The 14,148-nt window shown below is 72.4% G+C and carries 17 protein-coding genes and 1 pseudogene; 15 read left to right on the forward strand and 3 right to left on the reverse strand.

Annotated elements, in window-relative coordinates; genetic code table 11:
• The first annotated feature begins 91 nt into the window (after positions 1-91).
• The 7 genes from ACHFIV_RS25130 to ACHFIV_RS25160 all read left to right on the forward strand — a co-directional run bounded on the left by ACHFIV_RS25130 (position 92) and on the right by ACHFIV_RS25160 (position 7,056).
• A complete protein-coding gene (locus ACHFIV_RS25130; protein WP_398973222.1) occupies positions 92-1,018 on the forward strand; it encodes a DUF4429 domain-containing protein in 927 nt (308 codons plus the stop codon).
• 131 nt (positions 1,019-1,149) lie between these two features.
• Positions 1,150-2,499 carry a sensor histidine kinase gene (locus ACHFIV_RS25135; protein ID WP_398973225.1) on the forward strand — a complete coding sequence of 450 codons (1,350 nt, stop codon included), beginning with the start codon at positions 1,150-1,152 and terminating at the stop codon, positions 2,497-2,499.
• Positions 2,496-3,176 (forward strand): response regulator, encoded by a 681-nt coding sequence (locus tag ACHFIV_RS25140; RefSeq protein WP_398973228.1) that lies wholly within the window; start codon positions 2,496-2,498, stop codon positions 3,174-3,176. Before ACHFIV_RS25135 ends, ACHFIV_RS25140 begins: the two co-directional genes overlap by 4 nt.
• A 165-nt stretch (positions 3,177-3,341) precedes the next feature.
• The gene (locus tag ACHFIV_RS25145; protein ID WP_398973231.1) at positions 3,342-4,385 is read left to right on the forward strand and encodes an alpha/beta hydrolase; all 1,044 of its coding nucleotides are present in this window, start codon (positions 3,342-3,344) and stop codon (positions 4,383-4,385) included.
• On the forward strand, positions 4,382-5,590 hold the full coding sequence (locus ACHFIV_RS25150; protein ID WP_398973232.1) for an acyltransferase: 1,209 nt from the start codon (positions 4,382-4,384) through the stop codon (positions 5,588-5,590). Before ACHFIV_RS25145 ends, ACHFIV_RS25150 begins: the two co-directional genes overlap by 4 nt.
• A gap of 79 nt (positions 5,591-5,669) precedes the next feature.
• Complete coding sequence (locus tag ACHFIV_RS25155; protein ID WP_398973234.1) at positions 5,670-6,017, forward strand: hypothetical protein; 348 nt, start codon at positions 5,670-5,672, stop codon at positions 6,015-6,017.
• Positions 6,018-6,336: 319 nt separating this feature from the next.
• Complete coding sequence (locus ACHFIV_RS25160) at positions 6,337-7,056, forward strand: hypothetical protein (RefSeq protein WP_398973236.1); 720 nt, start codon at positions 6,337-6,339, stop codon at positions 7,054-7,056.
• A 27-nt stretch (positions 7,057-7,083) separates the two neighbouring features.
• On the opposite strand, the gene ACHFIV_RS25165 is transcribed toward ACHFIV_RS25160, so the two are convergent.
• The gene (locus ACHFIV_RS25165) at positions 7,084-8,100 is read right to left on the reverse strand and encodes an aldo/keto reductase (RefSeq protein ID WP_398973239.1); all 1,017 of its coding nucleotides are present in this window, start codon (positions 8,098-8,100) and stop codon (positions 7,084-7,086) included.
• 4 nt (positions 8,101-8,104) lie between these two features.
• Positions 8,105-8,560 carry a MerR family transcriptional regulator gene (locus tag ACHFIV_RS25170; RefSeq protein WP_398973241.1) on the reverse strand — a complete coding sequence of 152 codons (456 nt, stop codon included), beginning with the start codon at positions 8,558-8,560 and terminating at the stop codon, positions 8,105-8,107.
• Between the two features lie 86 nt (positions 8,561-8,646).
• Between ACHFIV_RS25170 and ACHFIV_RS25175 the strand changes: the two genes are divergently transcribed.
• The gene (locus ACHFIV_RS25175) at positions 8,647-9,468 is read left to right on the forward strand and encodes a serine hydrolase domain-containing protein (protein WP_398973243.1); all 822 of its coding nucleotides are present in this window, start codon (positions 8,647-8,649) and stop codon (positions 9,466-9,468) included.
• Between the two features lie 2 nt (positions 9,469-9,470).
• Here ACHFIV_RS25175 and ACHFIV_RS25180 read toward each other — a convergent pair.
• Positions 9,471-9,881 (reverse strand): annotated as a pseudogene (locus ACHFIV_RS25180) (ATP-binding protein); the annotation flags it as partial.
• Between the two features lie 85 nt (positions 9,882-9,966).
• Between ACHFIV_RS25180 and ACHFIV_RS25185 the strand changes: the two are divergent.
• The 7 genes from ACHFIV_RS25185 to ACHFIV_RS25215 all read left to right on the forward strand — a co-directional run bounded on the left by ACHFIV_RS25185 (position 9,967) and on the right by ACHFIV_RS25215 (position 14,112).
• Entirely contained in the window at positions 9,967-10,815 is an 849-nt protein-coding gene (locus ACHFIV_RS25185; protein WP_398973246.1) for a helix-turn-helix domain-containing protein, read from the forward strand.
• Positions 10,775-11,041: a DUF397 domain-containing protein gene (locus tag ACHFIV_RS25190; protein ID WP_398973249.1), complete on the forward strand. Its 267-nt coding sequence runs from the start codon at positions 10,775-10,777 to the stop codon at positions 11,039-11,041. The genes ACHFIV_RS25185 and ACHFIV_RS25190 overlap by 41 nt, the downstream gene beginning before the upstream one ends.
• Positions 11,042-11,569: a GNAT family N-acetyltransferase gene (locus tag ACHFIV_RS25195; protein ID WP_398973252.1), complete on the forward strand. Its 528-nt coding sequence runs from the start codon at positions 11,042-11,044 to the stop codon at positions 11,567-11,569.
• A gap of 121 nt (positions 11,570-11,690) precedes the next feature.
• Complete coding sequence (locus ACHFIV_RS25200) at positions 11,691-12,524, forward strand: alpha/beta fold hydrolase (protein WP_398973254.1); 834 nt, start codon at positions 11,691-11,693, stop codon at positions 12,522-12,524.
• 9 nt (positions 12,525-12,533) lie between these two features.
• The gene (locus ACHFIV_RS25205; protein WP_398973257.1) at positions 12,534-13,457 is read left to right on the forward strand and encodes a helix-turn-helix domain-containing protein; all 924 of its coding nucleotides are present in this window, start codon (positions 12,534-12,536) and stop codon (positions 13,455-13,457) included.
• A gap of 11 nt (positions 13,458-13,468) precedes the next feature.
• Positions 13,469-13,870 carry a hypothetical protein gene (locus ACHFIV_RS25210; RefSeq protein ID WP_398973260.1) on the forward strand — a complete coding sequence of 134 codons (402 nt, stop codon included), beginning with the start codon at positions 13,469-13,471 and terminating at the stop codon, positions 13,868-13,870.
• A 95-nt stretch (positions 13,871-13,965) separates the two neighbouring features.
• Positions 13,966-14,112: a hypothetical protein gene (locus tag ACHFIV_RS25215; RefSeq protein ID WP_398973262.1), complete on the forward strand. Its 147-nt coding sequence runs from the start codon at positions 13,966-13,968 to the stop codon at positions 14,110-14,112.
• Positions 14,113-14,148 lie beyond the last annotated feature (36 nt).

The raw sequence follows: 14,148 nt of genomic DNA on the forward strand, positions 1-14,148 counted from the left end.
GTAGAGAACGGCGAACGGCCTGCGTGCCCGCTCGCGATTCTGCCGGTACCGAAGGGGGACGTGCGGGCCTGTGCCACATACGATGAGGCACATGGGTGATGTGCTGGCCGGAATTCATGCCACCTGGGAGTTCGACACCGACTCCGTGATCATCCGCTTCGAACGGGGGATCCGCACGCCGAGGCTCTTCCAGAGTCTGCGTGAACGCCGCGTTCCGTACGCGGCGCTCTCGTCGGTGACTCTGACCCCGGGCAAGCGGGGCACGGTGGTCCTGCACGCGGTGCCGAGACCCGGTGCCGATCCGCTGCTGGATGCGGCTGCGGGGCAGCTCAAGGAGGGTGCCGACCCGTACCGGCTGGTGCTGCCGGCCGAACGGGAGACGCTCGCCGAGTACTACGCCGACGAGGTGCGGGCCGTGCTCGGCCCCGAGGCCTCCCTGCCCGCCGAGCGCTTCATGGTGACGGCTCCCGAGCCGCCCCTGCACTTCAAGGCGTACGACGGCCGGGCGGGCTTCGACGGTTCCCTGGTGTCCTTCCGGTGGTTCTGGACGGGGGCGTCGAGCGCCAAGTGGAAGGCGGGCGACCAGACCTTCCCCGTGAAGGAACTGGCCGGAATCGAGTGGCGTTCACCTGAGGCCTTCGAGGGTTACCTCCGGCTGGTGCCGCGCGGCGCCGCGGCGGATTCCGAGGCGGGCGGTCCCGCGCCGGACCCGGTGCCCGGTGCGGGCGGGGCGCCCGTGGCGCGTGCCCAGCCGGACCAGGACCCCGCCACCGTCGTGTTCGGTCTGGGCTACGGACCGGTCCACGAGTCGCTGCCCTTCGCCGCGGCGGTCCTGGAGTCCGTCCGCCGGACCCAGTCCGTACCGGTGGCGACCGCTCCCGTCCCGGTCGGCGGCGCCCGGCGTGACCCGGCGGACATCGCCGAGCGGATACGCCACCTCGGGGACCTGCACCAGGCGGGGCTGGTGACGGACGCGGAGTACAGCGCGAAGAAGACGGAGCTCCTCGCCGAGCTCTAGGCCGGGGCGGAACCGGCTGCGGCCGGGGCGCTCCGCCCCGGCCCCTACTCCCGTACGGGGGGCCGGGGCCCCGCGGTCCACCCCCCGGTATGACGCCGCCCGGAGCGCTCCGCGCCTACTCTGACCCGATCATGTCCCCATCTCCCGCCGGGCCACCGCCCGCCGACGGTCTGCTGAGCGCCGCCCGCCGCAATCTGCGCGAGCTCGCCCACGGGCTGTCCCACGCGTCCCATCCGCCGGCCCCTCTGTTCGCCGGGTCCCCGCGCCGCTGGCTGCGACTGCTGCCGTACGCCGTGGTGGTCGCGCTCACCGCCGTCTTCGTCCCCGTCACGACCGCCGTGCTGACCGGCGACTACGGGCTGCCCGGCGGGGTCGCCGGTGCCCTGGCCGTCGGCCAGGCCGCCCCTCTCCTGATGCTGGCGCACCGGCCGTTGCAGGCCTGGTGGATCGTCCTCACCGCCGACGTGGTGGGCGCCCTCGTCCTGCTGGGGCGGCCGGAGCAGCACGGCACCATCTGGCCGTGGACCCCGCCGGCGATCGTCGGGTACCTCTTCGTGCTGCTGGCCCTGGGGCTGCGGGAGAGCCGGCGGACCGTGACCGGCGTGTGGCTGGTGACGGGCGCGGCCGGGCTGCTGCTGCACCTGGTCGCGCCCGTGCGCAGCGACGGCGGCGCGCTCCTGCTGTTCATACTCGGCGCGGTGGTGCTCGTGATCGGTGCGTCGGTACGGGAACGGAGCGAGGCGCAGCGCCGGCTCGTCGAGCAGTGGTCCATCAGCGAGACCGAGCGCGCGCGGCGGACCCTGCTGGAGGAGCGCACACGCATCGCCCGCGAGCTCCACGACGTGGTCGCGCACCACATGTCGGTGATCACGGTGCAGGCCGACTCGGCTCCGTACCGGATCAGCGGGCTCTCCGACGAGGCGCGGGCGGAGTTCACGTCCATCGCCGCCGGTGCCCGGGAGTCGCTGGCCGAGATGCGGCGTCTGCTGTCGGTGCTGCGCAGTGACGGCAGCCGGGGCGAACTGGCTCCGCAGCCGGGTCTCGACCGGGTGCAGCAGCTCGTGGAGGCGACGGTACGGGCGGGGCTGCCGGCCGAGTTGTCGCTGGCGGCGGACGTGCTGGAGGCGGTGGAGCGGGGCGGTGTGCCGCAGGCCGTCGACCTGTCGGCGTACCGCATCGTGCAGGAGGCACTGGCCAACGTGGTCCGGCACGCGCCCGGGGCGCGGACGCGGGTGTCGGTCACGGCACGCGACGGCCATCTGACGGTGCTGGTCGTCAACGACCGTCCGCAGGAGCCGGGTTCGCCCCTGGAGACGTCGGGGACGGGACACGGGCTGGTCGGCATGCGTGAACGCGTACGGTTGACCGGCGGCACCCTCGACACCGGCCCCCTGCCGGACGGGGGCTACCGGGTGGCCGCGCGGCTCCCGCTGCCGCCGCCCCAGCCGCCCTCGGCATCCCTGACCCCGGAGGAACCGTGACCATCCGCGTGATCATCGTCGACGACCAGGCCATGGTGCGGGCCGGGTTCGCCGCGTTGCTGGCGGCGCAGAGCGACATCGACGTGGTGGGCGAGGCCCCGGACGGGCGCAGGGGCGTCGAGGTCAGCAGGACGGCGCATCCGGACGTCGTCCTGATGGACGTCCGGATGCCCGAGATGGACGGCCTGGCCGCCGCCCGCGAGCTGTTGAGTCCACCGGTGGGGGTGGTGCACCGGCCGAAGTTGCTCATGCTCACCACGTTCGACGTCGACGACTACGTCTACGAGGCGCTGCGCGCCGGGGCGTCCGGGTTCCTCCTGAAGGACGCGCCGCCGGCGGACCTGATCTCGGCGGTGCGGGTGGTGGCGGCGGGGGACGCGCTGCTCGCGCCGTCGGTGACACGGCGGCTCATCGCGGACTTCGCGCGGCAGCGGCCGGCCGCACCGTCCGGCGGGCCGGCGCTGCGCCTGAACGGCCTGACCCCGCGTGAGACGGAGGTCCTGGAGCTGATCGCCCGGGGCCTGTCGAACCAGGAGATCGCGGCACGGTTGGTGCTGGCCGAGCAGACGGTGAAGACCCACATCGGCCGGGTCCTGGCCAAGCTCGGGCTGCGGGACCGGGCGCAGGCCGTGATCTTCGCGTACGAGTCGGGGCTGGTGGCCCCCGGGGAGGCGTAGCTCCCCGGTACCCCCCGGCGCGGGGTGGGGCCGTCCCCCCGTACGCCCCCTACCCCGGTATGACCGGACGGTTGGCTCCGCGGGGTGACGCCTTGCCACCCGTCCTCTTCCTACCTTCCTCCCGGCGCGCCGAACGGTGTGCTGACGCCGTACGGGGAGGGCATGATGAGCCGGTTCACGAGGACGCTGACCGCGGTCGCACTGGCGGCAGCCGTGGTGGCGGGGACGGCCGGCTGGGCGTCCGGGAGCACCCAGCGGGCGGTGACCGGGCCGCCTCCCGGCACCGCCTCCTGGCGTGCCGACGGGGTGCTGGGGCGGGAGCTGCCCGACCCTGCCCGCGCGCGTCCGGCAGAGGTGCGGCGCTTCTTCCGCGGGCTGAGCGCCCCCGGGCGGGAGCACCTGCTGGAGCGGCACCCTTCGGTGGTGGGCAATCTGGACGGGGCGCCGCTGGAGCTCCGCTACCGCGCCAACGCCCGTGCGCTGCGGGCCTCCCAGGACCCCCGGTACGCCGGGCTCGCCCGGCCCGGCCGGCAGATCCTCGCCTTCGACCCGCGAGGGCGCGGCCAGGTCGCCGAGGTGTTCGGGGACCTGCGCTCCGCGCGCCACGTGTCGGTCGTCGTGCCCGGGTCGGACATCGACGCCGGCACCTTCGACCGGCGCGGTGACGTGTACGGCACGCCCGCGGGCATGGCGAAGTCGCTGTACGCCGAGACGGGCCCCGGCCACGCGGTGATCGCCTGGGCCGGTTACACCACCCCGGTCGGACTCGGTCTGGACGCGGCGACCGGTGGTCTGGCCGAGGCGGGGGCCGGGCGGCTGACCCGGTTCACCGCGGGGCTGGCGGCGGACGCGCTGCCCGCGCCCGCCGTGTTCTGCCACAGCTACGGCTCGGTGGTGTGCGGGCTCGCCGCCTCCGGGCTCGGTGCCGCGGACCTGGTCGTCCTCGGCTCACCCGGGATGCGCGCCGGCGACGTGGCCGGTCTGCGCACCGGGGCGCGGGTCTGGGCGGCCAAGGCCGACACCGACTGGATCGACGACGTGCCGCACGTGGAGGTGGCGGGCCTCGGGCACGGTGCCGACCCGGCCGGCGAGGAGTTCGGCGCGCGCCGGGTGCCCGCGGAGGACGCCGTGGGGCACACCGGGTACTTCGTTCCCGGCACGGACTCGCTCCGCGCCTTCGCCGCCATCGCCGAGGGGGCCTCCCGATGAGCGTGCGGCAGCTGGTCTCCCGGATCGACGCGGGAACGCCCGCTCACCGTGACCGCGCGGTCGACGGGTTGCGCGCCCTCGCGCTGATGGCGGTGCCTGCCGGCCACTGGCTGCTCGGCGGGTTCGACCTGGGCGCGGGGGGCACGCTGCACAACGCCAGCCCCCTGGCCGCGTTCCCCGGTCTCTCCCCGGTCAGCTGGGTGCTCCAGATGCTGGGTGTCTTCTTCCTGGTCGGCGGCTACGCCTCCGTCCTGTCCTACCACCGCAGGCCGTCCACCACCGGGGCGTGGCTCCGTGGCCGGATGGTCCGCCTGGGCAGGCCGGTCCTGGGCGTGACCGCTGTGTGGGCGCTGATGATTCCGGTGCTGTACGCGGCGGGTGTGCCGGAGGCCACCTTGCGCACGGGGGCGAAGCTGGTGATCCAGCCGCTCTGGTTCGTCGGGGTGTACGCCGTGGTCACCGCGCTCACCCCGTACTGCGTGCGTCTGGCCCGGCGGGCCGGCGGCTGGGCGGCGGTCCCGCTGGTCGGATCGGTCGCCGTGGTCGACTTCCTGCGCTACGGGCCCTACGCGGAGGCGGTGCCCTCCTGGCTCGGTGTGCTGAACCTCCTCCCCGGCTGGCTCTTCGCCTACCAGCTCGGCGTCTGCTGGGGCCAGGGCCGCCTTTCCCGGGGCGGCGCCCGGCTCCTGCTCGCCGGCGGTACGGCCCTGTTCGCCGTGCTGCTGCTCGCCTTCGACTACCCGGCGTCGATGGTCGGCGTACCGGGCGAGGCGCGGACGAACTCGCATCCGCCGTCGCTGCTGGTCCTGGCGCTGGCCTCGGCGCAGAGCGGTGCGGCGATCCTGCTGCACGGCCGGATCGGCCGGGCGCTGCGCCGCCCCGCGCTGTGGGCCCCCGTGGTGGTGGTCAACCTGTCGGCGATGACGGTCCTGTGCTGGCACCAGACGGCGATGCTGGCCGCGGCCGTGCCCGCGTCGTTCGCCGGCGCGGTGCCCGGGCTGACGACGAGCCCGGACTCGGCGGGCTGGATCCTGGCGCGGCTGGCGTGGATGCCGTTGTTCGCCGCCCTGCTGGTGGTGATCTCCCGGTACGCCCGCCGGTTCGAGGCGCCGTGGGAGACGGGAAGCCGGGCGGGGCACGCCCGCCGGGCGGCGGCCGGGCTGCTGGGGCTGGGGTTCGCGGTGTTCGCGCTCCGGCTGGCCTGAGGCGGCCGGTACGGAACCCGTTCACGCGAGGGGCCGGCCGGGGGTAGTGACAAGAGGCGCCGTGGTTCGTTTCCGAGGCATGAGTACATCTGAGGCCTCGGCGACCGTGTCGGGCACCGGCTACGCGTCCTTCCTCGCGGACCACACGGAGCGCACGGCGCGGAGGACGGGTGGCGTGCCCGGCCCCAGGGCCGCGGGACGCCCCGGGTCGTCGCCACCGCCCCCGGCTCTCGCGTCGGCGGCCCGGGAAAGACCGGGAACGCCGATGTACGGGGAACTGTCCAGGCTGTGGGCCGCTCGCGGCAGCACCCTTCCCGGTGTCCCGGATCCGGAGTGGCACCGGCTCGTCTCCTACCGGCATCACCAGGAGGAGACGGAGCGGACCTTGCGGATACTCCGTCTGCAGAAGAACACGCCGGCCATGTGAAGTGATGGCCGAAAGCGATCCGGACACACGGACAAAAAGCACGAACGTCCGGGAACACGCTGCGGCCTGATCGTCATCAGGTATGACCCCACAGGCCCAATCGGGTCATTTCAGGACGTCACTGAAGCCTATTCAGCCGCCACGGCGTTGACCGAGCGTGGAAGCCAGGGAGATGTGGAGGCGGCATGCCGTTTTGGCTGACGCCTTCTGCGGTGCGGACGACCGTGTGCGTGAGGCGCAGTCGGTATTCGACGGGGCCCAGGCGGAACGGGCAAGGACTCTTGCCGCTTTCGCCGTCACTGTGGGTAGCGATGCCGCGGTGGCCGAGTTGCTGGGGCTGAACGAACGGGAGGTGCGGATCGCCCGCCGTACCGTGGGGAAGAGCGATGCCCGCTCACTCGCGGGGGCACTGCTCGACCATCAGCCGGCCGGTCCTCCGGACTCCGGTGCGGCGCCGGAGGACACCTCCGAGGACAGCGCCCCCTCGCCACCGCCCAGGAGCGCGAGGCCCGCGGTCGCGGCGCGGCCGGAGCCCGCGCAGCCTTCCATCCCGTCACCCCGTGCCGGGACGTTCCCGGCCCAGCAGGTGTCATCGGCGGGGACCACGGGAGCGAGGGAGTGGTCGCATGCTCACGACACCCTGCTCGTGGAGGGCTGGACCAAGGGCACGGACGCCGTGACCCTTGCCGCTCAGCTCGGGGTCGGGCTCCCTCAGCTGGTCTCCCGGGCCCAGTTGCTGTACGCGAACGGCCGCTTCGCGCAGGTACGCCTCGACCGGGGCCGTCACCGGCGCGTCACCCACGAGTTCCCCCGGCCCGTCGAGGCCCCCTCCCACGGGTTCGGCCGGGCCGTGTACGCGAGCGCGGGCACAGGCGAGGCCTGGTCACCGTCGTCCGGCACCTCCGGGGAGGGCGAAACGCCTCCGTACGCGCCCTACGGCCAGGACATGAGCGGCCTCGCCCCCTCACACGTCGACGCGGCCGCCGGGAACCACGGGTACCAAGGGCAGCAGCGGTGGCCTCAGGACGCTCAGGCCTGACGCGGGGCCGGGGGCCGCCCGCTCGCGCTACTCGCGGGCGGTGGCCGTGCTGCTCATGTCCGGGTAGCGGTCGCCCGCCACCTGGCCCGCGATGGGCTCCAGCAGCTCCAGCTCCCGGTCCGTCAGTGTCAGCCGGGTCGCGGCCACGTTCTCCAGCAGACGGCTGCGCTTACGGGTGCCGGGGATCGGCACCACGGTCAGCCCGTGCACCTGTGCGCGCTGCTGCACCCAGGCCAGGGCGACCTGTGCGGCCGTCGCCCCGTGCGCCGCCGCCACCTTGTGCACGGGCTCCAGCAGGGCCGCGTTGGTCTTCGCGTTCTCGCCGGTGAAGCGCGGCTGGTGCGTGCGGAAGTCGTCCGGTGACAGGTCCGTGGCCGCGTCCGTGAAGGAACCGGTCAGGAATCCCCGGCCGAGCGGGGAGTACGGCACGAAGGTGACCCCGAGCTCGACGGCCGCGGGCACGGCGCTGTGTTCCACGTCCCGGCTGAAGAGCGACCATTCGGACTGCAGGGCCGCGATCGGGTGCACGGCGTGCGCGGCACGGAGCTCGTCCCCGGTGACCTCGCTCAGTCCGAGCTGCCTGACCTTGCCCTGCCGCACCAGCTCGGCCATCGCGCCCACCGATTCGGCGAACGGGACGAGGGGGTCGCGGCGGTGCATGTAGTACAGGTCGATGACGTCGGTGCCCAGCCTGCGCAGACTGCCCTCGACGGCCTCACGGATGTACGCCGGATCGTTGCGCACGCCTCGGTAGTGCGGGTCATCGGTCCGCTCGACGGCGAATTTCGTCGCCAGCGTGATCTCGTCCCGGTGTTCCCGGACGAACGGCGCGAGGAACGTCTCGTTCGCCCCGCGCCCGTATATGTCCGCCGTGTCGAAGAGCGTCACGCCGGCTTCCAGCGCCGCTTCCAGGGTGTCCCTGGCGGCGGCCTCGTCGGTGGCCCCGTAGAACTCGCTGATCCCCATGCAGCCGAGCCCCTGGACACCTACCTGCGGGCCTCCGGTTCCGAGCTCCGCTGTAGCGATCTTTCCGGTGTCACTCATGGCCTCAGGCCCTTTCCGGCGCCGCACGGGCGCCGCCATAGAATTCGATCTTGTGGTCGAGCACGGCCAGGGTTCCCTGGAGTTCGGCGATCCGTGTCCTCACGTCGCGCCGGGTCGCCTCCAGCAGCTCCTGCCGTTCGGCGAAGGTGTGGTCCCCCTCGCGGAGCAGTTCCGCGTACCTGACCATGTCGGCGACCGGCATCCCGGTCAGCCGCAGCTTGCCGACGAAGGCCAGCCAGTCCAGGTCGCGGTTGCTGAACCGCCGCTGCCCCGTGTGGGAGCGGTTCACGTGCGGCATCAGGCCGATCCGCTCGTACCAGCGGAGCGTGTGGGCGGTGAGCCCGCTGAAGGCGACGACCTCGCTGATGGTGTAGTGGTCCTGCCCCTCGGGGCGCGGATGGGCCTTCGGGGCAGAAGCGCAGGTGTCGGTCCGTGCGGAAACGCTCTCCATCACCGTCATGCCTCCACGCTAGAACCCTGGAGTGCACTCCAGGCAAGCGCAAACGGGTGGCGATCCGGAATCGGGCTCCCGTTAGGCTCGTACGCATGCAGAGCCTGGCGATGATCGAGAACTGGCCCGTCCCCACCGCGGCAGCCGCCGTCCTCACCTCGGACGGCACGCTCCTGGGTACCCATGGTCCCACCGCCCACCGCTTCCCGCTGGCTTCGGTGACCAAGCCGCTCGCGGCGTACGCGGCACTGGTGGCCTACGAGGAGGGCGCCGTCGAGCTGGACGAACCGGCCGGCCCCGAGGGATCGACCGTCCGCCACCTCCTCGCACACACCAGCGGGCTCGCCTTCGACGAGCACCGGGTCACCGCGCCCCCCGGCACCCGCAGGCTGTATTCCAACGCGGGCTTCGAGGTGCTCGGCGACCACCTCGCGAAGGCGACGGAGATCCCGTTCCCGGAGTACGTGCGCCAGGCCGTCCTCGAGCCCCTGGGCATGACGTCGACGACCGTGGAGGGCTCCCCCGCGAAGGACGGCGTCTCGACCGTGGACGACCTGGTGCGGTTCGCGGCCGAGGTGCAGGCCCCGCGCCTCCTCGACCCGCGCACGGTCCTTCAGGCGCAGACCGTCGTCCACCCCGGCCTCAAGGGCGTGCTCCCCGGCTACGGTCACCAGAACCCCAACGACTGGGGACTCGGCTTCGAGATCCGCGACTCCAAGTCACCGCACTGGACCGGCCTTTCGTCCTCACCCGCCACCTTCGGCCACTTCGGCCAGTCCGGCACGTTCCTGTGGGTCGACCCGGCGGCGGGCGCGGCCTGCGTCGCGTTGACGGACCGGGCCTTCGGACCGTGGGCCGCCGAGGTGTGGACACCGTTCACCGACGCGGTGCTGGCGGAGCTCGGCGCCTCCCGCTGAGAACACTCGAACCAGACCGTCTTCCCACAGCCGTCCCGGCGCACCTCCACGCCCCAGCTGTCGGTGACGGCGTCGACCAGCCTCAGCCCCCGCCCGCCCTCGTCCAGCGGGTCCCCTACGGCCGGGCGGGGCAGCCGGGGACACGGGTCCGCGACCTCCACCCGCACGCCTCCGGCCGGAAGCAGGTGGATCAGGGTCTGGCAGCGGCGGCCCGGGACGTGCCGCACGACGTTGGCGATCAGCTCGGTGAGGGCGAGCTCCGCCGAGTCCGCCACGCCGAGCAAACCCCAGCCGGTGAGGTACAGCCGCAGGATGCGGCGCAGATGACGGGCGGAGTGCTCACCCATCGCGAGGTCGGCGCGATAGACCGCGCCCTCGACGTCACCGGTCCGGGTATCGGATACGTGATTCATGTCACCAGAGTGCAGTGCGTTGGTTACTCTCGGCCACGATCCGAAACGAACGCCGCGAGGCGTTGTAGCGAGAGGCGCCTCCGCCGTGGCCAACGTGCAGTCACTCGACCCCAGTGCTTCCCCGTTGGACTACTACGGCTGGGAGTTGCGCCGCCAACGGGAGGCGCACGGCCTGCGCCAGGGCCAGCTCGGCGAGATCATCTTCTGTACCGGCTCGCTGATCGGCCAGATCGAGACGACGAAGAAGGTGCCCACCCGCGACTTCTCGGAACGCCTGGACGCCGCGCTCGGCACGGACGGGGTGTTCTCGCGGCTGGTCGGCCTGGTCCTGCGGAGCCAACTGCCGACGTGGTTCCAGCAGTACGCGGACATGGAGGCACGGGCGACGTACATCTCCACGTACCAGGCGCAGTTGGTGTACGGGCTGCTACAGACGGAGGAGTACGCGCGGGCGGTACTCACCACCGGCATGCCCGATGACCTGGATGGTCTCCTCGCGGCACGGATGGAACGCCAGCGTGTCCTGGAGCGGAAGCAACCGCCCCTCGCGTGGGCGATCCTGGACGAGGCGGTGCTGCACCGGCCGATCGGCGGGCGACAGGTCATGCGGAACCAACTCGCCCGTCTGTTGGAGTTCACCGGGCACCGGTGGATGCGGGTCCAGGTGCTGCCGTTCGCAGCGGGCCAACATTCAAGTCTGGATGGGCCGTTCAACCTTCTGCGCTTCGACAACGACCCGGACATCATCTACACCGAGGACCTGATCTCCGGCCACATGACCGCGAACACCGAAACCATCAGAGAGGCCGCGCGCCGTTACGCTCACTTGCAGGCCGCAGCCCTCTCCGTCGAGGATTCCGCGGCTCTGATCGCCCGTGTGATGGAGGAGCGTTATGGCAATCGGCCCGGACTCGAAGAGCACGGCGTGGCGTAAGTCCAGCTACAGCGGCAACACCGGCGGTGACTGCGTCGAGTGCACCGTCACCGGCGGCGCGGCATGGCGTAAGTCCTCGTACAGCGGCAGCACCGGCGGCGACTGCGTCGAGGTGGCCGACGGCTGCTCCGCGTCCGTTCCCGTCCGCGACAGCAAGAACCCGGCGGGCCCCGTACTCGTCCTGGGCGCCGACGCCTGGCAGGCCTTCGTGGACGGGCTCCGATAGGTGCCGGACATCCGCTGGGTGAAGCTGGAGCTCGACGTCACCACCTTCCGGGCCGCACGCTTCGCCCCGTACGTCGAGCGCTGCCGCGACACGGGCATCCGGCTGACCACGATGGCCGAGCTGGGTGACACCGAAAGCCGGTGGCACCGCCTGTACGAGCTCAACAAGGAGTGCTCGGCGGACATCCCCGGCCGCGGCGCGTTCCACACCTACGACCAGTACGTCGAGCGGCGGCTCGCCGTGCCCTCGTACGACCCTCGCGGCGTCGTGATCGCACTCGACGGCGACGAGTGGTGCGGCATGGCGGCGACCTCGGACAGGCGTGCGTCGGGGCACGTCTTCAACGAGATGACCGGGGTCAGGGCCGCCTACCGGGGCCGGGGCATCGCGCTCGCCATGAAGACGTACGGCACAGGGTTCGCGGCCCTGTGCGGGGTGGACCGCGTACGCACCGTCCACCACCCGGCCAACACGGGCGTCATCGCCATGAACCGGCGCCTCGGATACGTCGACGCGGAATGGGAGTAGGGCGTCTTCGGTAACCGGGGTCCGCACCTCGCCTGATGCCGTGATGACCGAACGCAGTCGTCAGCTCGACCACGACATTCGTACAAGACCGATGGCCGACACCCCACGCATCATCACCCGCATGACTGAGTACGACGTTGAGCACGTACAGGGAATGCATGTGGTCCAGGACGGCCCCCGGCAGGCGCCACCGCTGCTGCTCGTCCACGGATCGGGCGCCTCGGGCGGTTCCTGGAGTCCGATGGTCCCGGCACTCGCCGGTCATCATCACGTCCTCCGGGTCGATCTCCCGGGCTGCGGTCAGTCACCACCCGCGGCGTCCTACGCCGTGCCCGAGCAGGCGGCCGGGGTAGCGGCGCACCTGGACCGCCTCGGCCTCGGTCCCGTCACCGTGGTCGGACATTCCAGTGGCGGCTACGTCGCCACCGCGCTCGCCGAACGGCGCCCGGACCTGGTGAGGTCGATCGCGTTGATCAGCACCGGCCCGGGCACCGACGCGCTCCTCCCGCAGCCGCTCGTCCTTCGCGTCCTGCTGGGCCCGCCGTTCGGCCCTCTCCTGTGGTCGAGGCGTTCGGACGCGATGATCCGGAAGGGGATCGGGGCGACGGCTGCCCGGCCGGTGGATGTCCCGGACGACATGGTCGCCGACATGCGGGGCACCACGTACCGAACGTTCAGGACGGTGCTGCGCCGGAACACGGAGTACATCGCCGAGCGGAGTGTGCCCGAGCGTCTGGCCGCCCTCGACGTGCCGGTCCTGGCCGTCTTCGGCTCCGCCGACCCCCGTTGGGACCCGTCCTCGGTGCACCGGTACGACGCGGTGCCGAACGCGCGGGTCGAGCAATTGCCCGGGGTCGGGCACATGCCCATGCTCGAAGCGCCCGGGGCGACCAGCGGACTGCTCCTCGATTTCGCGGCAACTGACTTCCGACACACCGCCCTTGACGAGGTCTAGGCTGGTCGCATGCTGTCGACAGGGGCACCACTCGACTGGTCGCTCGTGGACATCGCCGTGCACCGCTCGTCGCATCGGCTGCCGGGGGTCAGCATGGCCGGGTTCCGCCACCGTGCCCCGGCATCCGTGGACATCGCGATGGTCGCGCATCCCTCCGTCACCTTGTTCATCGACCTGAGCGAGGGCGAGGGCCTCGTCCACCGCACCCGTGGCCGGGACGTCCGCGGCAGTGCCGTGGTCGGGCTCCTCCCCGGCGATCTCCGGGCGGGCGGCCGGGTGGGCGAGTGCCTCCAGATCCGGCTGGATCCTGCCGCAGCGGCTGTCGTGCTCGGCACGGCGACCGAGCTCACCGGGGCCGTGGTGTCGCTCGACGACGTCTGGGGCCGCGACGCCGGACGGACCGAGGACAGGCTGCGCGCCGCCGCGTCATGGGACGAACGGTTCACGATCGCGGCGGACCTCCTCGGCCGGCGCCTGGGCAGCGGGCCGGCAGTCGACCCGGAGGTCGCCTTCGCCTGGCGGCAGATGCGGGCCGGCCGGGGGCGTGCGCGGGTCGACGGCCTTGCGGACGAGGTCGGCTGGAGCCGGAAGCGTCTGTCGGCCCGCTTCCGGGCCCAGCTCGGTATCACGCCCAAACGCGCCGCCCGACTGGTGCGGTTCGACCACGCCGCCCGCCTTCTCGCGGCGGGTCACGCCGCCGCCGGCGTCGCCGCCGAGAGTGGCTACGCCGACCAGTCCCACCTGCATCGCGAGGTCAAGTCGTTCGCCGGGCTCACTCCCACGGCGGTGGCCGTCGCGCCGTGGCTCGCGATCGACGACGTCGCGTGGCCGGCTTCATCGCCGACGCGGAGCCCTGTGACGAGTGGCGGACACATCCCGGACCCTGTCCGCCGGGTCCCGTCCGGCAGGCCTCTCGCGCGTGGGCTCCGATAGATTCGGCCGCTATGCGATCACGTGATTACGACCAGGATTTCCGGGAGCGCGCCACACGGACGCGCGCCTGGGGGATCGGCCTGCTGTCCCTGGCCGCGCTCCTGTGGACCTGGTGCGCCGTACTGCTTCTCATACCGTACGAGGTGGACGAGAAGCCGGACGACCAGTACCCGGCGGAGTGCGAGTCGCGGCTGTTCACCGAGCGCGGCACCGCCAACGAGGGACTCCTGAGGGGGGACCACTGCGCGGACGAACGGGACTGGCCGGAGGCCGTGGCCGTGCTCGGTCTCTCCCTGCCCGTGTCGATCACCGGCATGGGGCTCTTCACCATCGGGACCGTGTCCCGCCGGATGAGCGCCCACAGTGAGGCGATGCGCGAGCTGGACGGGCCGGCGAGGACACCGCGGGGCTGACCGCGTCACCAGGGCGTCTCCCGGGCAACCCGGTGGCGGCGACACGCGTCTTCGGGACCGAAGGAGCCACCAGGAGCACGGGAGGGGATCAGGGCATGGAAGAGGTCGCGGGTTCTGCGGTCGCGCGGGTCGTCAAGGGGGTGGGCTGGCTCGCGGTCCACGTGGCCGGCACGGTGGGTGACCTGCTGGCCGTCCACACCCCGTGGAACAAGCGGAACGGGCAATCCGACAAGGACGACTGACTCCCCTCACCCACCGCGGCCGTCGCCACCACCGGG

This window comes from Streptomyces sp. ALB3, from assembly GCF_044385685.1.
Lineage (GTDB): Bacteria > Actinomycetota > Actinomycetes > Streptomycetales > Streptomycetaceae > Streptomyces.